18 protein-coding genes are annotated in these 23,260 nt (G+C 62.9%); 5 read left to right on the top strand and 13 right to left on the bottom strand.

The annotated features are described in order from the left end of the window. From ACO41U_RS06180 to ACO41U_RS06170, 3 genes are all read left to right on the top strand, one after another. The coding region (locus tag ACO41U_RS06180; protein ID WP_485942434.1) for an ABC transporter permease at nt 1-809 on the top strand (809 nt) is incomplete at its 5' end. A 12-nt stretch (nt 810-821) separates the two neighbouring features. Next, the gene (locus tag ACO41U_RS06175) at nt 822-1,817 is read left to right on the top strand and encodes an ABC transporter ATP-binding protein (RefSeq protein ID WP_485942432.1); all 996 of its coding nucleotides are present in this window, start codon (nt 822-824) and stop codon (nt 1,815-1,817) included. 19 nt (nt 1,818-1,836) lie between these two features. Beyond that, entirely contained in the window at nt 1,837-2,835 is a 999-nt protein-coding gene (locus ACO41U_RS06170; RefSeq protein ID WP_485942430.1) for an ABC transporter ATP-binding protein, read from the top strand. A 46-nt stretch (nt 2,836-2,881) separates the two neighbouring features. On the opposite strand, the gene ACO41U_RS06165 is transcribed toward ACO41U_RS06170, so the two are convergent. The 4 genes from ACO41U_RS06165 to ACO41U_RS06150 all read right to left on the bottom strand — a co-directional run bounded on the left by ACO41U_RS06165 (nt 2,882) and on the right by ACO41U_RS06150 (nt 8,318). Next, a complete protein-coding gene (locus tag ACO41U_RS06165) occupies nt 2,882-4,555 on the bottom strand; it encodes a M28 family metallopeptidase (RefSeq protein ID WP_485942428.1) in 1,674 nt (557 codons plus the stop codon). A gap of 50 nt (nt 4,556-4,605) precedes the next feature. Beyond that, entirely contained in the window at nt 4,606-5,757 is a 1,152-nt protein-coding gene (locus ACO41U_RS06160; RefSeq protein ID WP_485942426.1) for a pyridoxal phosphate-dependent aminotransferase, read from the bottom strand. Nucleotides 5,758-5,931: 174 nt separating this feature from the next. Continuing rightward, the gene (gene gltA / locus ACO41U_RS06155; RefSeq protein WP_485942424.1) at nt 5,932-7,479 is read right to left on the bottom strand and encodes an NADPH-dependent glutamate synthase; all 1,548 of its coding nucleotides are present in this window, start codon (nt 7,477-7,479) and stop codon (nt 5,932-5,934) included. Then, the gene (locus ACO41U_RS06150; RefSeq protein WP_485942422.1) at nt 7,443-8,318 is read right to left on the bottom strand and encodes a sulfide/dihydroorotate dehydrogenase-like FAD/NAD-binding protein; all 876 of its coding nucleotides are present in this window, start codon (nt 8,316-8,318) and stop codon (nt 7,443-7,445) included. Before ACO41U_RS06150 ends, gltA begins: the two co-directional genes overlap by 37 nt. A 395-nt stretch (nt 8,319-8,713) precedes the next feature. On the opposite strand from ACO41U_RS06150, the gene ACO41U_RS06145 reads away from it, so the two are divergent. Further along, nucleotides 8,714-10,099 (top strand): glucose-6-phosphate isomerase, encoded by a 1,386-nt coding sequence (locus ACO41U_RS06145; protein ID WP_485942421.1) that lies wholly within the window; start codon nt 8,714-8,716, stop codon nt 10,097-10,099. Nucleotides 10,100-10,175: 76 nt separating this feature from the next. On the opposite strand, the gene ACO41U_RS06140 is transcribed toward ACO41U_RS06145, so the two are convergent. The 6 genes from ACO41U_RS06140 to ACO41U_RS06115 form a co-directional block, all read right to left on the bottom strand. Then, nucleotides 10,176-10,895 (bottom strand): ABC transporter ATP-binding protein, encoded by a 720-nt coding sequence (locus tag ACO41U_RS06140; RefSeq protein ID WP_485942419.1) that lies wholly within the window; start codon nt 10,893-10,895, stop codon nt 10,176-10,178. Between the two features lie 2 nt (nt 10,896-10,897). Next, complete coding sequence (locus ACO41U_RS06135; RefSeq protein ID WP_485942417.1) at nt 10,898-11,746, bottom strand: ABC transporter ATP-binding protein; 849 nt, start codon at nt 11,744-11,746, stop codon at nt 10,898-10,900. Further along, nucleotides 11,736-12,812: a branched-chain amino acid ABC transporter permease gene (locus ACO41U_RS06130; RefSeq protein ID WP_485942415.1), complete on the bottom strand. Its 1,077-nt coding sequence runs from the start codon at nt 12,810-12,812 to the stop codon at nt 11,736-11,738. The genes ACO41U_RS06135 and ACO41U_RS06130 overlap by 11 nt, the downstream gene beginning before the upstream one ends. A 4-nt stretch (nt 12,813-12,816) precedes the next feature. Further along, nucleotides 12,817-13,698: a branched-chain amino acid ABC transporter permease gene (locus tag ACO41U_RS06125; protein WP_485942413.1), complete on the bottom strand. Its 882-nt coding sequence runs from the start codon at nt 13,696-13,698 to the stop codon at nt 12,817-12,819. Between the two features lie 166 nt (nt 13,699-13,864). After that, the gene (locus ACO41U_RS06120; RefSeq protein ID WP_485942411.1) at nt 13,865-15,010 is read right to left on the bottom strand and encodes an ABC transporter substrate-binding protein; all 1,146 of its coding nucleotides are present in this window, start codon (nt 15,008-15,010) and stop codon (nt 13,865-13,867) included. Nucleotides 15,011-15,591: 581 nt separating this feature from the next. Then, nucleotides 15,592-17,598: an ankyrin repeat domain-containing protein gene (locus ACO41U_RS06115; RefSeq protein ID WP_485942409.1), complete on the bottom strand. Its 2,007-nt coding sequence runs from the start codon at nt 17,596-17,598 to the stop codon at nt 15,592-15,594. Nucleotides 17,599-17,755: 157 nt separating this feature from the next. Between ACO41U_RS06115 and ACO41U_RS06110 the strand changes: the two genes are divergently transcribed. Then, on the top strand, nt 17,756-18,139 hold the full coding sequence (locus tag ACO41U_RS06110; RefSeq protein WP_485942407.1) for a PilZ domain-containing protein: 384 nt from the start codon (nt 17,756-17,758) through the stop codon (nt 18,137-18,139). A gap of 45 nt (nt 18,140-18,184) precedes the next feature. Here the strand turns inward: ACO41U_RS06110 and ACO41U_RS06105 are convergent, their stop codons facing one another. The 3 genes from ACO41U_RS06105 to nifJ all read right to left on the bottom strand — a co-directional run. Beyond that, on the bottom strand, nt 18,185-19,900 hold the full coding sequence (locus tag ACO41U_RS06105) for a hypothetical protein (protein ID WP_485942405.1): 1,716 nt from the start codon (nt 19,898-19,900) through the stop codon (nt 18,185-18,187). 6 nt (nt 19,901-19,906) lie between these two features. Then, nucleotides 19,907-20,695, bottom strand: a complete 789-nt coding sequence (locus ACO41U_RS06100) for an LmeA family phospholipid-binding protein (RefSeq protein ID WP_485942403.1) — start codon at nt 20,693-20,695, stop codon at nt 19,907-19,909. Nucleotides 20,696-20,894: 199 nt separating this feature from the next. Then, the coding region (gene nifJ / locus ACO41U_RS06095; protein ID WP_485942401.1) for a pyruvate:ferredoxin (flavodoxin) oxidoreductase at nt 20,895-23,260 on the bottom strand (2,366 nt) is incomplete at its 5' end.

Raw genomic sequence — 23,260 nt, 5'->3', positions numbered from 1 at the left:
TCATCCTCGGAAACTCTTCGCTGACCATCGGCCTTGCGATTGTGGCCTTGATGTGCATCGTCGCCCTCGCTCCCGAACGCATCGCCACGCACAATCCAAACGATCACAACGTGGATGCGATCTTGCAGCCTCCTTCCGCAGAACATTATTTTGGCACGGATAACTTTGGACGCGATCTGTACTCCCGGGTTGTCTGGGGGGCTCGGGTCGATCTTCAGCTGGGACTGGTCGCCATGATCGTCCCATTCATCGTTGGTTCTCTCATCGGCCTTCTCGCAGGCTATTACGGCAGATGGATCGATGCCCTGCTCATGCGGATACTGGATATTTTCCTGGCCTTTCCCTTTACTCTGGTCGTCATCGTCATCGTCGCCATCATTGGACCGGGAACGGCCAACCTTTACATAGCGATGTGGCTCGTGGGCTGGAGGACCTACGCACGCCTGATGCGGAGCGATGTTCTGGTCATTCGGGACGCAGAATACGTACAGGCTGCGCGCGTCCTGGGATACTCCGACGCACGCATCCTTCTGCGCCATATTCTTCCCAATGTTGTCAGCTCCTGTATCGTCTATGGAGCGTCGGATGTGGTGATGTGCATGCTTGCAGGAGCTGCGATGAGTTTCCTGGGATTGGGGATTCAGCCCCCGACCCCTGAATGGGGGGCGCTGATCGCGGGAGGGCGAGCCTTTATCTCAAAAGCGTGGTGGCTGACGGCCCTGCCCGGCCTTTGTTTGGCGATCGCGGGAACTGGGTTCAGCCTGATCGGAGACGGCCTCTCCGATCTCCTGCGCACCAAGGGCCGATAGGAGAGACGTTCAATGTCCGATATCCTGCTGGAGGTCAAAGATTTAAGGACACACTTCATCACCGGGGAAAATACGGTTAAGGCGGTGAACGGCGTCAGCTTTTCCGTTCGGCGTGGGGAGACCTTCGGCCTGCTTGGAGAGTCCGGCTGTGGCAAGAGCGCAACGTGCCGTAGCATCACACGCCTCATCAACCCGCCGGGGAAAATTATCGGAGGAGAAATTCTCTACGAGGGGACGGATCTGCTGAAGCTTCCGATGGATAAGCTGAGGCGCCTTCGAGGACGGGAGATCAGCATGATTTTTCAGGAGCCGATGACGGCCTTGAATCCCGTGCTCCCGATCCGTACGCAGATCTTCGAGTCCCTGGAGCCGCAGATGAGCCGGGCTCAGAAACGAGCTCGTGCCCTTGAATTGATGCACTTGGTCGGGATTCCATCCCCAGAGAAGCGAATAGACGAATATATTCATCAGTTCTCAGGCGGAATGCGTCAGAGGGCCATGATTGCCATCGCCTTAGCTTCCCAACCCCGCCTCCTGCTCGCCGATGAGCCCACGACGGCACTGGACGTCACCATACAGGATCAGATCATGAAGCTCATTGGAGGGCTCAAGGAGCGCATGAACATGAGCGTCATTTTGGTCACGCACGACCTGGGGGTGGTCTCGCAGATGTGTGACCGCGTCGCTGTAATGTACGCAGGGCACGTCATGGAGCTCTGCGATACGGTTACGCTTTTTTTCCATCCCCGACACCCCTACACGCACGGCCTGTTCCGTTCCCTTCCTCGCGGAAAAGGAACGAGGACCAGGCTTCAGCCTATTGCGGGAGCTCCCCCGAGCCTTGAGAATCTTCCTTCAGGCTGCCCTTTTGAACCACGCTGTGATTGGGCCGGAGAGTGTTGCAGGATAGGATTGCCTCCTTTAACGGAGATTGCCGAGGGGCACTTCACGCGTTGCTATTTTCACGCGAAGCTGCCGGACGAAGTGCGTTTTCCGACCCGGATGTGAGGAAGGGGTAGACGGTAACATGGACACGTTGGACAAAGATACGGCCTTGATACGGGTACGGGGGTTAAAAAAATACTTTCCCTTGAAACGGCAGCTCACGGATTTTATCTCAGGAAATCCTCAAGAGGTCCTCAAGGCCGTGGACGATATTGACTTGGATATCCAAACGGGCGAAAACCTGGGCTTGGTGGGGGAGTCCGGGTGCGGCAAGAGCACACTGGCCCGAACGATGATTCGTCTTTACACCCCGGACGAGGGGTCCGTACTGTTTGACGGCAAGGACATCACGCGAATGGAGAAACGAGAGCTGCGCAAGGTAAGGCGGGACCTCCAGATGATCTTTCAGGATCCCTACTCCTCGCTTAATCCACGCATGTCCGTGCGCGAGATGCTCATGGAGGCCCTGGCGTTCCACAAAATCTGTCACAAAACCGATATGGAGAAACGATTTTACGAGCTTCTCTCCATGGTCGGGATTGGAGCGGAGGCCGCAGACCGTTTGCCGGGAGAGTTTTCTGGGGGCCAACGCCAGCGCATCGGCATCGCACGAGCCCTTGCGCCGGCCCCCCGCTTCATCATCGCGGACGAACCGGTTTCGGCACTTGATGTTTCCATACAAGCCCAGATCATCAACTTGCTGGAGGAGCTTCAGGAGCGACTGCACCTCACCATCCTGTTTATATCGCACGACCTTCGTGTCGTGAGACACATATCGCATCGCGTCGCGGTTATGTACCTCGGCAAGATCGTCGAATTAGCGGACACCGAAGCGCTGTTCGAGCACCCGGCACATCCCTATACGGACATCCTTCTGAGGGCGGAGCCCCCGCTCGATCCGAGGCTCAGAAGCACAGAAACCGCAATCTCGGGAGAGCTGCCGAGCCCCATTCACCTGCCACCAGGCTGCCGTTTCCATCCCAGGTGCCCCAATGCCCGAAAGGAGTGTGCCGAAAGAGAGCCCCTTTTGAGCGGCATCGGCAGCGGGCATTTCGCCGCCTGTCATTATCCCCTTCTCTGAGGGAGGGGGTAAAAAGAGAGGAAGGGGCTGCCTCTATCGGTGCCCCTTAACACCTCTCCAGTTCCTGCGCCAGGGACAGCAATCGATTGCGCTGAGCGAGGATATAACGGTCGAGGACGAACTTTGCCCTGTCCGTAAGCGATTGGGTGGCCAGGGCTTCCAGCGGCAGGGACAGACCAGGCACGTACGCCTCCCCCATGCGGAAGTCCTGAAAATAAGGGGCCCGCTGGCAGTAAAGAGCTTGATTCAATCTACGAATCACGAATAGGCGTTCCTTCAGACCGCTTTTCCCCGCCAACCGCTCACGACTGCTCTTCAGAGAAATCAAGATGGAATGCAGGCCCGGAACTTGCCTGTCGTCGATTTTTTCGAGCTCTCCGATCAGACGATCCCACAGAGCCCTGTCGTCCGGGAGCCAGCCGGGCTCCAAAATACGGTGGGTTCCCAGAGCATAGAGACGGCAGTCCTGCATCAGGACCTTCATATCGTGCTTGCCGAAGGTGTCCTCCTCCGTATGCCACCACCAGGGCATCCCCCCTTTGCCGCTGGCATGAGGGGAGTCCGGCGCGGTCTGGGAGGACCATATGAAGCACGAGGACACGCCGATATTATAGAAGGATTGATCGTAGGAATTGACCGGGCCGAAATGCTCTCCGTCCTGCCCTGTGACATCCCGCACCGCACCGCGCGCCAATGCCATGAAGTCCGGCGTTGCGGCGACCTGAGAGAAATCTTCGGACCCCTTTGCTCCGGGGACATCGGCGTTGATATAACAAAGACAGTGTTCGTCCAACTCCCCAAAACGCTCGAGCGCATAGTTGGAGGACCCCGCGTACTTGGAGAACTCGTGTCCCGACCACCAGCAGAAGCGCAGGCCAAAAGGCCGCCGCTTCAGGCTCGAAAAGCGTAAGGCGAGGGCCAGCATCAGGGCGCATCCCGTCCCATTATCCGTTGCGCCGTGATGTTTGGCATCCATGTGAGAGCCCAACAGGACAAAATAGGGGGAGTCCCCGGGAAGACGCGCCTCCAATAGAGGAAGCTCCTTGACCTCGGACTTGGAACGGCCGCGGAGCTCGATGTCCAGATCTCCTGATGCGGCAAGTTCCATCAACCGATTGCCTCCTATATGATTGACGGCAAAGACGGGAATCTTCGGATAGAGCTCGACGTCCTCTGGAAGGGCCGCCCCCCAGCCCGCACACACGGCGCTCTCGTGGATGACGTCTTCGTCGCCATACGGCCAACAGAAGACATAGGCAAAAGCCCCGCGCTCGAAAGCATCTCGGATCGCAACGGCGGATCTGGTGGTGCTCAGGACAATTTTACCCTCCAGGTCCCTTGCGGACCGGGAACTGCGGTCGGCAAACCAGGCGATGGAGTCTGGCGGAAAGCTTTCTGGGGGAACGAAGACTGCCTTCCCCCGAACGGGCTTCTCCCAAACGTCGGGCGAGTACCCCCAAATCTTCACGGGAAGGGATTCCTCTTTCCCCTGGGACCAAAAGCGCATCCGCGCTTCCCCAAAGGAAAATGTCCATGCAGGAAAGGTTGTCCTCGAGGGGTTCATGCCATTCTCTTCCAGGCGACTGGCCACGTAATCGTGAGCCAACCTCTCTCCTTCGCTGCCCGAGGGGCGTTCGTATCGGGTAATCTCCCTGAGGTCCCGCTCAATCTCCGTCCCATTCAGCTTTGACAGAAAATCCCGTTCGGTATCGTTCAGCATGGTCGTTCCTCCCTAATACAGCACTTTTGTTTACGCACGAGGACAGGACGCTACAAGGCGGCCGTAAAGCGTTCCAGGGCGTCCATGGCCCTCATGAGGCTCTCCATGGCCTGGGTGCAGGCGATGCGGATGTGCCCTTCCCCGCTCTCCCCAAAGGCGTTGCCCGGCAGGACGCCGACCCCCGCTTCCCGCAGGGCGCGCAGGGCAAACTCCTCGCTGGAGAGCCCCGTCCCACTGACGTCCGGGAACAGGTAGAAAGCCCCTTCCACCGGCCGGCATCGGACGCCCTTCATCGCGTTCAGCCTGGCCTCCGTCGCCCTGAGCCTCTCCCCGAAGACGGCCCTTCGTTCCTCGACCTTCGCGTCCTGCGTGTTGAGCGCGTAGGCGGCACCCTTCTGGGCGAGCGTACACACGCCATAGGTTTGAGAGGAAGACAGGAGGCACATCGTGGAGGCCACGTCAGGCGGCGTCATGGCATAGCCCAGGCGCCATCCCGTCATGCAGTGGCTCTTGGACACGCCGCCGATCGTGATCGTCCTCTCCCGCATCCCCGGAAGGGAAGCGAAACAGACGTGTTCGCCGTGAAAGACCAGGGACTCGTAGATCTCGTCGCTGATCACGAGCAGGTCCCTCTCCGCGGCGAAGGCTGCGATCACCTCCAGTTGCTCGCGGGAGTACACGCTGCCGGAGGGGTTCCCGGGCGAGTTGACCACGATCCCGCGCGTCTTGGGCGTCACGGCCCTCATCAGGTCCTTCGCGGTGGGGGCAAAGTTGTTCTCCTCCCTGGTGGGGACCCCAACGGGGACGCCCCCGCAGTCCCGAATCTGCACCGCGTACACCGTAAAATAGGGCTCCAGCAGCAGGACCTCGTCACCCGGATCCAGCAGCGCGTCAAAGAGCAGCTGCGTCGCCTGAAGGGCCCCGTTCGCGACGACGACCTCCTCAGGGCTCACCTTGAGGCCATGGTGCCGCTCCCAATAGCCGCACACCGCCTCGCGCAGGTCGCGAAAGCCCTGAAGCGGGGGATAGTGCGTGCTGCCCGCCCGTGCGGCCCGCGCCGCGGCGTCGATGATGTCCGGCTCCGTCGTGAAATCCGGCTCGCCGATGCTGAGGTTCAGGACGCCCTCCATCTGGGCGATGGCCCGAAACATGCGCATCATGCCAGACGGCTTAAACTTGCTGAAACGCTCCGCCACTCTCATTCAAAATCCACTTCCCTTCACAAAGGCTGCACTGCTGGAGGGACCCCTTATTTTCGATGGTCTTTGATCGCTTCCAACAACTTCTTAAGGTCAACCGCACTCCCTTAGACAAAAGGGGCGGAGAAGCCCCCGCCCCCAAGCAAACCGACGTCTTCCGAAAAAGAAGGCGCTCCGTTATTTCTTCGCCAGGTACTCGTTGATGTTGGCGGCCGCCTTGCGCCCCTCGCCCATGGCCAGGATGACGGTCGCCGCCCCGAGGACGATATCGCCGCCCGCCCAGACCTTGTCCAGGCTGGTCCTCTGCGTCTCCTCCTCGACGATGATGTTGCCGCGCTTGTTGACGTTCAGCCCCGCGGTCGTCTTCGCCATCAGGGGGTTCGACATGTTGCCCAGCGCGACGACTGCGGCGTCGATCTCCAGCACGTGCTCCGTGCCGGGCTTTGCCACCGGGCTGCGGCGGCCCGACGCATCGGGCTCTCCCAGCTCGTAGTCCAGCAGCTCGACCCCTGCGACGCGCCCTTTCAGGGCCCTGTCCTCCGTCTCAAGGGGAATGAAGCGGGTGGGGTTCTGCAGGAAGAGGAACTCGACGCCCTCCTCGAAGGCGTGCTCCACCTCCTCGGCGCGGGCCGGCATCTCCGCACGGGTACGGCGGTAGATGCAGTAGACCTTCTCCGCCCCAAGGCGGTAGGCCATGCGGGCCGCGTCCATCGCGACGTTGCCGCCGCCGAAGACGGCCACGCGCTTCGCCTGATAGAGGGGGGTATCCGCCTCTTCCGTGTCGTAGGCCTTCATCAGGTTGGCGCGGGTGAGGTACTCGTTGGCGCTGAAGACGCCGGTCAGGTTCTCTCCCTCGATGTTCAGGAACTTGGGGAGGCCTGCGCCCGTCCCGATGAACACGGCATCGTACCCATCGGTTTCGAGGAGCTGCTCCAGGGTCTCTGTGCGCCCCACAAGGAAGCTCGTCTCGAACTTCACGCCCATCTTCTTGAGGTTCTCAACCTCTTTCGCCACGATCTCCTTGGGAAGACGGAACTCAGGAATGCCGTAGACCATCACGCCGCCCTGCTTCTGAAGCGCCTCGAAGACCGTGACGTCGTGTCCCGCCCTGCGGATGTCCGCCGCCACGGTCAGCCCGGCCGGGCCCGAACCGATGACGGCGACCCTCTTGCCCGTCGGGGCAGCCGGCGTGGGGACGGTGGTCTTATTGTTGTTTCGCTCCCAGTCCGCCACGAAGCGCTCCAGGCGCCCGATGGCTACGGCCTTCTCCGTGGACTTCAGCATCTTGCCCACCGTGCAGAAGCTCTGGCATTGCTTCTCCTGGGGGCAGACGCGACCGCAGATCGCCGGAAGGAGGTTCGTCTCCTTGATGGTGTCCACGGCAGCCTTAAAATCGCCCTTCTGAATGTGCGCGATGAAGTCCGGAATGTGGACCCCCACGGGGCAGCCCTTCACACAGGGCTGATTCTTGCAGTTCAGGCAACGCTCCGCCTCAACCCTGGCCTGCTCCACCGTGTAGCCCAGCGCCACCTCCCCCATCTCGCGGGCCCTCTTGACCGGATCCCGCGACGGCATCTCCTGCTGCGGGATGGCCGCCCTGTCCTTGGGGGTCAGCGTCTTACCCTGAATCTCGCCCCAGAGTTTCTCGGCCTCCTGGGCCAACATTTCGGTCGTCTTGTGTTCCATCGTCATGCCCCCGCCTTCGCGTCCAAGCCAATGCGGCACTTGTGGTACTCCTCCTGCTCCCTAGCGCGAAACGCCCCCATGCGCGTCATCATGTTGTCGAAGTCCACCTTGTAGCCATCGAACTCCGGGCCGTCGACGCAGACGAACTTCGTCTCGCCCCCGACAGAGACGCGGCAGCCGCCGCACATGCCCGTGCCGTCGATCATGATCGTGTTCAGGGACACGGTGATGGGAACGCCGAAGGGCTTCGCGGTGGCCACGCAGAACTTCATCATGATGGGAGGCCCGATGGCGACCACCTCGTTGGGCAGGGCGTGCCCGTCCTTGCCCTCGCAGATCTCCTTCAGCGGCTCGGTCACCAGGCCCTTGCGCCCGTAGGTGCCGTCGTCCGTGACGACGATGACCTCGTCCGCGATGGCCCGCATCTCGTCCTCAAAGATGACCAGGTCCTTAGACCGAGCCCCGATGATGGTGATGACCTTGTTGCCCGCCTTCTTGTGGGCCTGTACGATGGGATACATGGGCGCGACGCCGATGCCGCCGCCCACGCAGACCACCGTCCCCACCTTCTCGATGTGGGTGGGACTGCCGAGAGGCCCAAGGAGAACGGGGATCTCGTCGCCCACCTCAAGCTGCGACAGCTTGAGCGTCGTCGCCCCCACCGTCTGGAACACGAGGGCGATCCAGCCCTCCTCCGCGTTGGCGTCCGCGATGGTCAAGGGCACCCTCTCTCCCAGGTCCCGATCGATCTGGAAGATGATAAACTGCCCCGCCTTCCGGTTCCGCGCGATCTCCGGCGCCGTCACCTTGAAGTAGTAGACGCTCTGACCCCTCTCAAGGTCATGAGAGAGCTGCCTCTTCTCCAGTATCTTATGCAAATGACCTTCCCCCTCCAAGATAATATGCACTGCTGAACTGCAAAGGCTCCGTTAGAGCCCCCACAGCAAAGAGCTCTCGAGAATATGACCTGCTACGACAAAAAACAGGACGACGTCCTGCACCCTCCTATGATAAGCCATTCTTCCACATAAAACAAGAATCCAGATACGTTTATGCATCAAAAAGCCTTAAATTCTTAAAATTGAAATAACATATTGGAGGCCCCTCAACTCGCCGGCGCACCTTTTTGACGTCCTTCATTGCTTTGTCGCTGCTGTATTTCTATTCATAAATATGTTAAGATACCCGCAGGATGGGGCCGCGTCCCCTGAAAGAAACTGGACCCTGAGTGCGGCGTAGACGTTTTGAGTGCTTATGTTTGGAGGGGTTAACGATGACTGAAAAGACCTTGCTGTCGCTTGCTTATGGGGCCGCGTTCCCGGAGAAGAAAGGGGCCGTCACCTTCACGGACCTGGCCGCCCTGACGCCCAGATTCCAGGCCGGAGATGCGTGGCTGCGAGAGAACGCGGCTGCGGGCAAAGAGGGATTCGGCTGGATGAACCTCGCCAAACGCAACGTTGACGACGTGCAGACGATGGCGCGTTGGCTCTCCACCCGAGAGTCCGTCATTCAGGTGGGGATCGGCGGCTCCGCCCTGGGCAATCAGATGCTGCACAACGCGCTCCTGCCCCCCTTCTGGAACGAGATCCCCCAGGCCAAGCGCGGCGGTCCCCGCTTCTTCATGTCCGACAACGTGGACCCATCGGAGAATCGCGCGATCTGGGACCTCATCGACCCGGAGAGCACGGCCGTCGTCGTCGTCAGCAAGTCGGGCAGCACGGCGGAAACGGCGTCGAACTTCCTCTTCTTCTGGGAGAAGCTGCGGGACACGCTGGGTGAGGCCGGGGCCCGCGAGCGCGTCATCGCCATCACGGACAAGGAGCAGGGCGTCCTGCGTCCCTTCGTGGACGAAACGGGCTGCAAGAGTCTGATCCTGCCAGGCGACGTGGGCGGGCGCTTCTCCGTGCTCACCTGCGTCGGCCTCCTGACGGGCTGGGCCCTCGGCATTGACGGCACGGAGCTCCTGAAGGGCTTAGGAGAAATGGACGGACGGATCGCCGGCGCCCAGTCCGTGCTGGAGAACCCGGCCTGGGTCCTCTCCGGGCTGAACTACCTGCACATGAACGCAGGACGCGGCATCAGCGTCCTGATGCCCTATTCCGATCACCTCGAAAAGTTTGGCGAGTGGTTCGCCCAACTGTGGGGCGAGTCCCTCGGCAAGGAGGGCAAGGGCTCCACGCCGGTTCGTGCGCTGGGCGCCATCGACCAGCACTCCCAGATCCAGCTCTACACGTCGGGGCCCGACGATAAGCTCTACACCATCCTCACCGTGGAGCAGGACAAGCGCGACATCGCCCTACCCGCCGCTCCGGAGAAGGCCCTGAAGAAGCTCTCCTACCTCTACGGAAAGTCCATGGATAAGCTGCGCAACTTCGAGGCCGAGGCCACGGCAGCCGCGCTGCACAAGGTGGGGCGCCCCGTCGCCATGCTCTCGATCCCCGCGCTGGACGCGCGCCGCCTGGGCGCGCTCATCCACTTCTATGAGTACGTGACGGCCATGACGGGGTGGTTGCTGAACGTCAACCCCTTTGACCAGCCGGGGGTCGAGCAGGGAAAGAAGTACACCTACGGCCTGATGGGCCGGGAAGGCTTCGAGGCCGACGCAGAGGAGGTTCGAACCCTCTCCGCCAGGACGACCGAGCGCGTGGCCGGCCTCTAGCCGACGCCCGCCCGGCGCACCATCGACAAAAAACAGAAGACGGGGGCCGCCTGCCGGTGGCCCCCGTTCCTTATCCTTAATCTCCGCCGAGGTAAGCCCTCTTGATCTCCGGGGAGGCGAGGAGCTCCTGGCCCGTGCCCGTGGTGACGATCTTCCCCGTCTCCAGTACGTAGCCGCGGCTCGCGATGGAGAGCGCCATCCGCGCGTTCTGTTCCACCAGCAGGATCGTGGAGCCATGCTCGTTCAGGTTTCTGATGATGTCGAAGATCTGCTCCACCAGAAGGGGAGCGAGGCCCATGGAGGGCTCGTCCAACATCAAGAGCCTGGGACGGCTCATCAACGCTCTGCCCATGGCCAGCATCTGCTGTTCGCCGCCGGAGAGCGTGCCCGCCACCTGGCGGCGGCGCTCCTTGAGCCGCGGGAAGAGGCCATAGACCATCTCCAGGTCCTCCGCGACGCTGCCGTCCCTCCCCATCCGCACGTAGGCTCCCATCTCCAGGTTCTCCTTCACGGTCATCTGCAGGAAGATGCGCCGCCCCTCCGGCACCTGAGCCAGTCCCCGTTCCACCACCTTATGCGGCGCCGTGTGCGCCAGCCCCTGCCCCAGGAAGGACACGGTACCGCTTTTGGGGTGCAGCAGGCCCGATATCGTGTTCAAGGTCGTGGACTTGCCCGCGCCGTTCGCACCGATCAGCGTAACGACCTCCCCCTCCCTGACGTCGAAGGAGATTCCCTTGATCGCGTGGATGCTGCCGTAGTAGACGTGAAGGCCCTCCACCTTCAAAATGGGGTCCATGGCTATGCCCCCTCCTGTCTGCCCAGGTAGGCCTCGATAACCGCCGGATCGGACTGGATCTCCTCCGGCGTGCCCTTGGCAATGACGTGTCCGAAGTTCAAGACGCAGATGCCCTCGCAGATGTTCATGACCAGGTTCATGTCGTGCTCGATGAGCATGATGGCGATCTGAAACATGTCGTGCACCTTGCGGATGCTCTCCATCAGCTCCACCGTCTCCGAGGGGTTCATCCCCGCTGCGGGCTCGTCCAGCAGGAGAAGGGATGGGTTCGTGGCCAGCGCGCGGACGATCTCAAGACGCCTCTGCGCGCCGTAGGGCAGGGAGCCCGCCCTAACGTCCGCCATGTCCTGCATGTCGAAGATCGAGAGCAGCTTCAGGGCGCGACGGTGGGCGGCGCGCTCCTCCCGTCGGAACTTCGGCAGGCGCAGCACGGCGCTCCACATGCCATAGTGCATGTCGTTGTTCATGGCGACCTTCACGTTGTCCGCGACGCTGAGGTTGCCAAAGAGGCGAATGTTCTGGAACGTGCGCGCGATGCCCGCCCGGTTCACCTGCACGGTGGTCATGCTGTTGGTGTCCTGCCCGTCCAGCAGGATGGTGCCCGACGTGGGCTGGTACACCTTCGTCAGCAGGTTGAAGACCGTGGTCTTGCCCGCGCCGTTGGGCCCGATGAGCCCGGCGATCTCCGTCCGTCCAATGGTCAGGTTGAAGTTCTCCACCGCCTTCAGCCCCCCCAGCGTGATCCCCAGGTTGACACATTCCAGGATCGGGGCGCGGCCCGCGTCCCGATCGGGAATCACGGCATTGGACGGGACGGGAACCAGCCGCGTCTTCCTCCGCTTAAAGGGCATGTTCGTCCTCCTTCCTTGCACGCCTCACAAAGGGGTTGAAGCGCGTCAAGAACCCCTTAACCGCAGCGTTGTTCGTGGCCAGCATCACCGCGATCAGCACGACGGCGTAAAGCAGCATCCGATAGTCCGCGAACTGGCGCAGCTTCTCCGGCAGGATCGTCAGGGCCGCGGCCGCGACGATAGACCCCAGAATGTTCCCCTGGCCGCCCAGCACCACGAACACCAGCACCAGGATGGAGGTGTTGAAGTCGAACTTGTTGGCGACGATCGTGGAGTAGTTCATGGCGAAGAGGGCCCCTGCCGCCCCGGCCAGCGCCGCGGAGGTGACGAAGGCCATCATCTTGTAGCGGGTGATGTTGATCCCGACGCTCTCCGCTGCGATGCGGTCGTCCCGGATGGCCATGAACGCGCGTCCAGCGCGGCTGTTCATCAGGTTGTACACCACGGCGAGCGCGATCATCACCAGGATGAAGCCCGCCGTGAAGGTGGATATCTTCTGGATGCCGCCGATGCCCATGGGGCCCGCAATGATGAGGCGTCCACCGGGCAGGAGGCGCGTGTTGTCGCTCAGCATGCTGAAGCTGATGCCGCCCGAGTCCATGCCCAGGTAGAAGTTGTTGAAGACGCTCTTGATGATCTCCCCGAACGCCAGCGTCACGATGGCCAGGTAATCTCCCTTCAGCCGCAGCACGGGGATGCCGATGAGGAATCCCGCAGCGGCGGCAAAGCCCGACCCGATGAGCATGGCGACGGCCAGCCTCGCGGGGGCGAAGGGGATGAGGTTTTGCAGCATGATGGCCGAGGCAGCGCCGGTAAAGGCCCCGACGGACATGAAGCCGGCGTGTCCCAGGGAGAGCTCTCCCAGGATGCCCACCACAAGGTTCAGGGCAATCGCCATGACCATGTAGGCGCAGACGGGGACCAGCATCCCCCGCATGGTGGAGCTGAGAAGGCCCGTTGTGCTCAGAATCTGCATGAGGCCGTAGGCCGCCACGACGACGACGTAGGTGGTGAAGATCCGTCGCGCCTCCGCCCGTTTCAGGTTGACAAACCTTTTTATCGTCATCGCGCTACACCTTCTCCTGAACCTGTACGCCGAGGAGCCCTGCGGGCTTCACCAGGAGCACCACGATCAGAACGGCGAACACCACGGCGTCCGAGAGCTGCGTCGAGATGTAGGCCTTCGCGAAGATCTCGATGACGCCCAGCAGCAGGCCTCCAAACAGGGCTCCTGGGATGGAGCCGATGCCGCCGAAGACCGCCGCCGTGAAGGCCTTGATGCCGGGCATGGAACCCGTCGTCGGCATCAGGGTCGGGTAGGCGGAGCAGAGCAGCGCCCCCGCCACGGCAGCCAGCCCCGAGCCGATGGCGAAGGTCATGGAGATCGTGGCATCGACGTTGATCCCCATCAGCTGCGCGGCCCCCTTGTCCTCCGAGCAGGCGCGCATGGCCTTGCCCATGCGGGTCCTGCCCGTAAACCAGGTCAGAGCCAGCATGATGACCACGCAGGTGACGATGGTGACGATGGTGACGTAGGAGATGGAGAGCTGCCCGCCGAAAAACTTCAGGGTCCCCTTTCCCACCACCGAGGGAAAGATCTTGGGGTTCGACGTCCAGAGCAGGAGCGCCGAGTTCTGCAGAAAGTAGCTGACGCCAATGGCCGTGATGAGCACCGCCAGGGACGGCGCCTGACGCAGGGGCTTGTAGGCCAGGCGCTCCACGATGATGCCCAGAATCGTGCAGACGAACATGGCAAGCGCCACCCCCGCCACGGCCGGAAGCTGATAGCGGGCGACAGCGTAGAAGCAGACGTAAGCCCCCACCATGATGACATCTCCATGGGCGAAGTTCAGCATCTTCGCGATGCCGTACACCATGGTGTAGCCCAGGGCGATGATGGCGTAGATGCTGCCCAGGCTGATCCCGCTGATGATAAAGCTTAAAAAGATCATGAACGCACCTCTCAAAACCGAAACCGCGCAACGGCAGTCGCCGTCGCCCCCGAATCCTCTCCTCCGGCAGGGCGCGTCCAGCAGGTCGGGACATGCCGGCGCACTGGACGCACCCCCCAAAAGGAGCGCGGGGAGGGCGGCCACCCTCCCCCGCTGACGGTTGAGGCTAGTCGAGCCCCACGTAAGCGCCATCCTTGATGACCATGCCCTTCGGGTCCTTCGTCACCTCGCCGGCCTTGTTCCAGGTCATGTTGGTCCCCGTCAGTCCGGAGAAGGTCATGGAGGTGAACTGCTCGATCATGAGGCCGCAGAGCGTCTGGGCGTCCATGTCGGGCGTCGCCTTGGCGTTCTCAAGGGCCATCTTGAAGGCGTAGACGCAGTCATAAGCGTCGGCCGCAAACTGGTTCGGCACGTCCTTGCAGCGCTTCTTGTACTCCGCCACGAACTTTGCCGTGCGCTCGTCTTCCGAATCCGCGTTGAAGGGAGTCAGGAGCATCACTCCCTCGGCCAGTTTCGTGTCGAAGCCCTCCATCGTCAGAATGCCGTCCATGCCGTCCACGCCGAACCATCGGGGCGTGTACCCCATGCCGGCCGCCTGAGCCAGGATCAGGGATGCGTGCTGATAGTACATGGGGAGGAACACCAGCTCCGCTCCGTTCTTCTGCGCATCGGTGAGCTGCACGGAGAAGTCCGTGTCGTTGCCGTCCGCAAAGGTCGTGTCACTGACGACCTCGATGCCCAGCTCCTTCGCCTTGGCGACGAAGGTATCGTGGATGCCCTTGGAGTACACGTCGTCGTTCTTCCAGATGACGGCGACCTTCCGGGGCAGGCCCTTGTTGACCATGTACTGCGCGGAGGCAGAGCCCTGGTTGGGGTCCACAAAGCACATCTGAAACATGTTGTCCTTATTGGCCGTGACGGCTTTCGCGGAAGCGGAGGGCGTCAGCGCAAAGATGCGATCGTTAAAGGTCTCTGCAGCCGTGGCCTCGCAGGGCTTTGAGGTGACAGCCCCCATGGAGAGCTGCATCCCCCAGTCCTTCAGGAGGTTGTAGGCGTTCACGGCCTTCTCGGCGTCGTGGACGTCGTCCTCGTAGCGAAGCTCAAACTGCACCCCGCCCATGGCGTTGATCTCGTCCACTGCGATCTGAGCACCGTTCTTCACGGCATTGCCGTAGATGGCCGCGCCGCCCGTCAGGGGCGCCGTGCCGCCCAGCTTAAAGGCCTCGGCTCCAAAGGCGCAGCCCGTCGCCACGACAACGCTCAGGGCAAGCCCTGCAGCAAGGGTAAAAACTTTTCTGGTCATTTTTCTCATCGTTTTCCTCTCCTTGAATTCAATCTCACAGAACGTCTATGCCCTATCCCCGTCCACCGACGGCCGTTCGGCGATCCTGGGGACCTGTGGCCAAAAAAAGGCGGCTGCCCTTCTTTTAAGAGTGCAGCCGCGCGATGGAGCGTCTTAAAAAAATTTTTTGGCTTCCCCTTAAGTATTCTTTTTTTCATCCCTTACAACGACCGCCAGGACCACGGCGACGACCGATAGGACGACGGCGAGCTGCCCGCCAATCATGGCGATAAGGGCAATAATAATAATGGACGCCACAAAAAGGGCGTCCATCAGGGGATCCAAAACACAAAGGGAAGCGCGCGCGAAGGAAGCCGCCGCGTCACAGGAGGACGCGCCCGCAGGGCAGGACATCGCGGACCTGACGGCAAGGCTTCGGTTCATTTGCGGGCATCCTCCTTCGCTGAAATTTTGTGACATTATAAGGGGCCGCCGGGCGAATGTCAATCTGTTTTCTCAATTTGCCTCCCGGCGGGGGCGGATCGGTGAACCTCAACCAGCCCGCCTCGAATCGTTCCCGAAGGCACTGCGGAGCGTTTGAGCGCTGCCCGTCACTTTTTTACATCAAAAAGGGGGATGCACTGCCTCGCGTTCTTGATCACGGCGTAGCCCAGGGCGCTGCGGCCCGTGCGGTCCGTTCGGGACGGGTCTGCACCCGACGCGAGAAGCATCTTCACGACCTCCGGGTTATCGCTGGCTGCGGCCACCATCAGAGGGGTCGTGCCCCCGTCGTCCGGAACGTCCGCCGCGGCACCGGAGGCGATCAGGGCCTCCGCGCACTTCGCCCCGGACCGCCCCTTCGCCGCGAAGTGCAACGGGGTCCAGCCGATAAAGTCCCGCGCCCCCACGTCCGCTCCGGCCTCGAGGAGCGCCTTCACGGCCCACTCGCTGCCCCGGAGGGAGGCGTCCATCAGGGGCGTCATCTCCCGCGCCATGCGCACGTCCACGCTGGCGCCGGCCTTGACCAGGAGGGCCAACACCTCACGCGCGCTCTCAGGGCCCTGGACGGCGTGGGAGAGCGGCATCATGCCGTCCCGGTCCTGAAGGGAAACGTCCGCGCCCAGCCGCAGGAGCTCCGCCGCAGCAGGGAGGGCAGGCGTCACGGCAGCCACCATCAGGGCGGTCATGCCGTACCGGCTCCTCCCATCGACGGAGGCTCCGGCCTCGACCAGAGCCCTGATACTCTCCGCACTACCCTTTCGGGCGGCCACCATCAGGGGCGTCAGGCCGTCCCAGGTCGCAAGGTCGGGGTCCGCTCCCCCCTTCAGCAGGGCCTCGAGCACCGCGGCCCTCTCCGCTTCCCCCACCTGCCTCGCGCCGTCGCCACCTCCCGCAACCGCGATCATCAGCGGCGAGAGGTCCTGAAGGTTCCGATGATTGGGGTCCGCTCCCAGCGACAGAAGGGCCTCGACGGCCTCCGGCCTCGCTCCGGCCCCCAGTGCAACCGTCAAAGGGGTGTCGCCCTGCGGCGTTTCGTCCCGCAGCGAGGCCCCGCGTTCCGCCAGGAAGCGGATCGTCGGCGGCGACGCGCTGACGGCCGCAAACATCAGAGGCGTCCATCCGTTCTTGTCCCTCGCCGCGAGAGAGGCCCCCAGGTCCAGCAGAGCCGAGGCGGCGGGCAGGTTGTCCGAGCGGCACGCCTCCATCAGCGGCGTCATCAGCCGGCTCTCTCGCACGTCCACCTCCCCGTCGGCGGCCAGCAGCGCCAGGGCGTCGGCGGAGATCAGGGGGTTCGAGGCCGCCAGGAAGAGCGCCCCGCGGTTCAGGTCGTCCTCGGCCGCCAGGTCCGCTCGTCCCTGCACCAGGGCCGATAGCGCCGCCGCGTTCGCCCCCGCGGCCACGGCCCGCATCGCGGGGGTCCGGCGGCCCTCGTCGCGCCGGTTCACGTCGGCCCCTGCCTCCACCAGGAGGCGCAGCACCTCCGCGTCCGGGCGCTCGCACGCTGCCTGCAGGGGGGTGACACCCGCCTCGTTCGCCTCATCTGCGTGGGCCCCCGCGTCCAACAGGAGCTCCAGGACCTGCGGATCGGCGCGGGAGGCCGCCAACCACAGGGGCGTCCTGCCCTCCCCGTCCCGGACCCTTGCCGAGGCCCCAGCCCTCAGGAGCGCCGCGGCAACCTGAGGCGAGCCGTTCGTCGCCGCAGCCAGGTGCAGGGGCGTCCTGCCCTTCTCGTCCCGCACGTCCGGCGACGCGCCCGCCGACAAGAGCGCCTCCGTCACGGCAGGGTTGGGGTTGTACGCCGCGGCCAGCATCAACGGGGTCAACCCCTCCAGCCCCACCGAGGTGAGGGACGCGCCGTGCTTCAGCAACAGCCGGACGACCTCCGGGTTCCGGGCGTACTCGGCGGCGACGTGCAGCGGACGGCTGCCGTCGGGCAGGAGCTCGTCCGCAGAGCTCGTCCTCAAAGCTTCCTGGACCTCCGCAGGCGTTCCGGACTCGCAGAGCCTCCGCCAGTCCGTCGCCAGGGCGCGGGCGGGTGCGGCCGCCAGGAGCGCGAACAGCAGGGATGCAGCCAGAAGAAACGCCCAGCGTCCCCTCGCAAAAAGGGCAATTTTCACGTCAAAAGACCTCCTTACAACCATAAACGACAGGTTCTAGTCAGTGTTTCCTTTTTTTATCCCTTTTAATACACAATTCCCTTCAAACGTGATATGCTAATAAGGTATGCATCACGCGCAGCCAAATGGAGGGGTGCGTTTTGTGGAGGGGTATTCGTTGGAGCAGAACACGGCCGGCAAGGAAAAACGTCGCTGCACGAGAGTGAGATATCAATCTTCCGCGGAGTTTCAGCTGCCTCTTCAAGGGGACGCCTGGTTCGCTGCCGAGGTGCTGGACCTGAGCGTCACCGGCGTCCGGCTTCGCTTCAGCCCTCAGCAGGCGGCGGGGGTCCTGAAGGACAGCGATGTCGAATGGCAGGACGTCTGCCTCAAGTTCAAGGACGTCAAGGAGGACCTCGTCCTGAACGGGCACTTCCTCATGGTCTACGACCGGGCGGACGGCCTCTTCACCACGGGGCTGGAGTTCACCGACGTCACCATGGAACAGCAGTTCAAGCTCGTGATGCTCTACGCACAGTATCGAAAGGACGCGGAACGGTAGCGCTCGACGGCGCAGTTCCGCGCCCTTTTTCGAGGCGGTTCTCCCTCACCTCAGGGGCAGGACCTGGTGCCGAACCCCGCTGAAATCGACGTCGCGGAACCGGGGCACCAAAACCTTGACGTCCGAAGAGGCAAGGGCCCTGGGCGATATGTCCTCCCCCTGGAAGAACCCCACCGGCCGCACGTCGTTCTGCTTGACCTTTAGGACGACCCCGATCCCCTTGAGGATCATCAACAGGTCCTCCCCCGCCTCCTCCGGGTCGTCCGTCACCCTCTGAAACACGAAGGCGACTTCCGTGCTGTGTCGGACGCTCCGCAGCATGGATTCCTCATCCTCCCAGATCTGGACCAGACAATCCTTCAGCGGCTTCGAGAGGCTGCGTCCCCGCGGGTAGACCCTCGCGTTGTTGAGGATCTCGCGCCGCTGCGACGCGGGGGCGACGCTGCTCTCCAGGTCCCGCAGGTACTCCTCCGGGTCCACGCCCATCGCGGCGACGATCCGCTTCCGGATCGAGTCGGCCCGCGGCCCACGGCTCTCCCTGAGGCGTTCCAGCGCGTAATTGCCGTACCGTCCCAGGCTGAAGCGCATGTAGAGATAATCGAAGTCCTCCGGAGCGATGCGCCCGCCCAGGAGCCGGTCGGCCTGGTTGTTTGCCGCCAGCCGATAGGGGTCCAGCAGGGGGGAGTTCATGGCCGCGACGAGAAGCGTCATCATCAGGGCCGCAGCAACGTTGACCCGCCCGATGGCGGAGGGCCACTGGCGCATGAGGACGGCCCCCGCGTAACCGACGCCCCATATCCCCGTCACCACCGCCAGGAACGCCGCCTGAATCCGGTCCACCGAGAGGCCGTACTGCTCCACCCGAAGCCCCAGGGAGTACAGGCAGATCACCGTGTAGAAGGGGAGGCACAGGAGGGATATTTGCGACAGCACGTTGACGCCCTTGCCGGTGAAGGGGCTCCGCGTTCCGTCCAGCCAGGCGGCGTTCGCCAGCAGGATCGTCCCCAGCTCCAGGAGCAGGATGAGGGAGCTGGCCTGCCCCGTACTCCACAGCGTGCGCAGCCCCGAATAGGGCAGGCAGGCGATGAACACGACGGAGAGCAGGGAGAAGGGGGGCAGGAGCCAGGCCAGGATGGAGAGGATCCACCGCCCCAGGGAGTCGATGCCGGGATGCTTCAGCGCGACGAATATGGAAACGGCGATCGTGAGCGTGGAGAGTGGGGCGGCCACCATGGGGTGAAACAGGACGTAGGGGACGAAGTTCAGCCCCACGATGTCGAAGAGCAGGCTGGCCGTCAAGAGCAGCCCCCAGAAGACGGCCATGACGATGACGGCCTGAAAGAGCAGGAACAGGTTGCGGCACAGCTGAAAGAATATCTCCGAGTAGGGCACGCGCCAGCTCCACGTGGCGATGCGGCACTGAAAGAACGGGATCAGCAGGAAGACGGCCATGCAGGCCCGGATCACGTCCATCCTCTGAGAGGGGACGAGGAAAAAGCCGTCGTTCACCGGCCAGACGGACCACAGCCGGTAGGCGTAGAAGACGGCGAGCACGAGGGACAGCCCCATCAGAAAGCGCCGAAGCCGTCTGCCCCAGTGCTCCTGAGCCAGCCAGAAGACGAAGGGGACGATGACCACCAGCGTCAGCGGAACGCAGAGGAAGGGGCCGCTTCGGGTGACGGAATACGCCCCCAGCAGGAGGCCCTGAGCGAGCGCCGAAACGACGACCCAGAGGCAGCGCTTGCGGTCGATGCTGTTCATCGACGCCTACCGCGCGGTGTAGTGATAGGTGACGCCGCGCTCCATCGGCTCCGGCAGCACACGGGTGGAGAGGATGGCACGGCCCTCCTCCAATTCGACCTTGTGCAGGCTCATCGGCAGGGGGAAGCGGTTGAGGTCCAGCAGAGGCTGAATCTGAGACAGGGCCTGATTCGTGATGTAGTCCGGCAGGTCGAGACGATTGATCTTCACCTGCGGGTCCTTCAGCCACAGCTCCTTGTTCCCCACGATCTTGAGTTCGCTGTCGATCTCGATCAGAATGTCCAGCGTGACGAAGAGCACCTTCGCCATGTAGTAGCCCCGCCCCTTCAGCCCTTCCGGCGCGATGGTCATGGAGACCTGGCGCCAGTGGTCGTCCTCGCCGAAGGTCTTGGCCTCCAGGCTTCGGTTGATGTCATCCTGGAGGATACGTCCATAGGCGTAGATTTGGAGTGCGCTCCTGCACTCCACGTCGCCCGACGCCCAATTCTCCGGCGCGTTGAACTGCACGTCCAGCATGCGGAACGTCAGCTTGTCCAGCCTCACGCCCTCGATCATGACGCCCGTCAGGTCCATGTACAGGTCCCGGTAGCGGCCTGAGGCGTCCGGCTCTCCGTCGATGGTCAGCGTGAGCTCCTCCGGCGTGAAGCGGTTGACGTAAAAGGCCAGGAGGCGCGACGTCGGATCCTTCGGCTCAATCCCGCCCCTGAACTCGAAATCCGACGCGGCGGCCGCGCCCTCCCACGCGAAGCACAACAGCGCGAGCGCATAAAGCCACAATTTAAAAGACGCCCTCATGATCGACGACCCCCTCAAAGATTTACGGAATCGGACGTTTCATCCCCCTGTATTATAGACCATCGGGGACCATCAGACCTCGGGGCTGCAAAAGCTCCCCAAAAGCGATCGCCCCGCGGGGACAAGGCCAAAAGAGGCGGGTCCGGGGCGACGCCCCGGACCCGCCTTGGGTTGTAACCTGTATTCTGCCGGCAGGCGCTTACGCCTTGACGGGCACCGGGCCCATCTCCGCCATCGCCTTGTAGGTCTCGTAGCGCTCGCGCGCCTCCTGCGCCGCCTGCTCGAAGAGCTTGTCCGCGATGTCCGGGAAGCCCAGCTTCAGGGAGGCGTAGCGCACCTCGCTCATCAGGAACTCCTTGTAGTCCTTCGTCGGCGCCTTGGAGTCGAGGATGAAGGGGTTCTTGCCCTCCGCGGCGAGGCTCGGATTGCAGCGGTACAGGTGCCAGTAGCCCGCCTCGACGGCGTTCTTCGACTGAGCCTGGGTCTTGCCCATGCCCGCCTTGATGCCGTGGTTGATGCAGGGGGCGTAGGCGATGATCAGGGAGGGCCCCTTGTGGGCCTCAGCCTCCTTCAGCGCCTTGAGCAGCTGGTTCTTGTCGGCCCCCATGGCCACCTGCGCCACGTACACGTGTCCATAGGTCATGGCCATGCGGCCCAGGTCCTTTTTGCGCACGCGCTTGCCGCTCGCAGCAAACTGCGCGATCGCCGCGGTGGGCGTGGACTTGGAGGCCTGACCGCCCGTGTTGGAGTAGACCTCGGTGTCCAGGACGAGGACGTTGATGTCCTCTCCGCTGCCCAGGACGTGGTCCAGGCCGCCGTAGCCGATGTCGTAGCCCCAGCCGTCGCCGCCGAAGATCCAGACGGACTTCTTCACCAGGTAATCGTGGTACTCCGCGATCTTCGTGAACTCCGCCATGGCCTCGTCGCTGAGGTCCGCGTGCTCGTGCTCGTGACCGCCGCAGCAGCAGAACACCCCGTCCAGGAGCTCCTCCACCTTCGCCGCGGACGCCTTGGACTTCTCGCCGTCCAGGTGTGTGTCCAGCCACTCCTGAAGGACCTTCTTATACTCCTCCGGGACGCACTCCATCTTGATCAGGCTCGTCGCGGCCTCCACCAGGTAGTTCGTCTTGACGTTGACGGAGAGCTTCATGCCGTACCCGTACTCGGCGTTGTCCTCGAACAGCGAGTTCGCCCAGGCCGGGCCGCGGCCTTCGGCGTTGACCGTGTAGGGCATGTTGGGCGCGGAGCCGCCCCAGATGGAGGAGCAACCCGTGGCGTTGGCGATGATCATGCGATCGCCGAAGAGCTGGGTGATCAGCTTGGCGTAGGGCGTTTCGCCGCAGCCCGCGCAGGCGCCGCTGAACTCCAGGAGCGGACGCTGGAACTGGCTGCCCTGGACGGTGAACTTATCGACGACCTTGTCCTTGTCCGCCACGCTCTCGACGGCGTAGGTCCAGTTGTCGATCTCCCCCTCCTGAGAGGCCGTGGGCTTCATCTCAAGGGCCTTCACCGGGCAGATGTCCGCGCAGTTGCCGCAGCCCAGGCAGTCCAGGGTGTCCACCTGAATCTTGTAGCGGTAGCCCGCCTCCTTGAGCGCCTTGGCCTTGGGCTCGACGGCGCCGAATTCCTTCGGCGCGGCCTCCTGCTCGGCGGCGTCCAGGAGGAACGGCCGGATGGCCGCGTGGGGACAGACCATGGAGCACTGGTTGCACTGGATGCACTTCTCGCCGTTCCACTCCGGCACGTTGACCGCCACGCCCCGCTTCTCGTAGGCGGCGGTGCCGGAGGGGAAGCGGCCGTCCACGTACTCGCCCGTGAAGGCGCTGGCGGGCAGCTCGTTGCCCTTCTGGGAGTTGATCACCTGGCACTGCTCGGTCACGAACTCCGGGATCTCGTCCGGCACGCCACGCTTCTGCACAACCTGGTCCGGCGCAGCGCTCCAGCCCTCCGGAATCTTGATCTCGATGAGGCTCTTCAGGCCCGCGTCCACGGCGTCGTGGTTCATCTTGACGACCTTCTCGCCCTTGCGGCCGTAGGTATCGACGATGGCCTGCTTCATGTACTTCACCGCGTCGTCGATCGGGATGACGTTCGCCAGCTTGAAGAACGCGGCCTGCATGATGGAGTTGGTGCGGTTGCCCAGGCCGATCTTCTGGGCCTCGTCCACGGCGTTGATGACGTAGAACTTCGCGCCCAGGTTCGCCAGCTTGCGCTTCAGGTCGGAGGGCAGGTGCTCCTCAAGGGCCTCCGGGGTCGTCCACTGCGTGTTGAGGAGGAACGTGCCGCCCTTCTTCAGGCCGGCCGTCAGGTCGTACTGGTGGACGTACTCCTGCTTGTGGCAGGCGATGAAGTCCGCGGAGTCGATGAGGTAGGTGGACTTGATGGGGGACTTGCCGAAGCGCAGGTGGGACACCGTGATGCCGCCCGACTTCTTGGAGTCGTAGTCGAAGTAGCCCTGCGCGTACATGTCGGTGTGGTCGCCGATGATCTTGATGGAGTTCTTGTTGGCACCCACCGTGCCGTCGGAGCCGAGGCCCCAGAACTTGCAGCAGACCGTGCCCTCCG

The sequence above is a fragment of the Fretibacterium sp. genome (genome assembly GCF_057312375.1).
The sequence above is the reverse complement of the archived record's forward strand: the minus strand, read 5'-3'. Positions and strand labels throughout refer to the sequence as shown.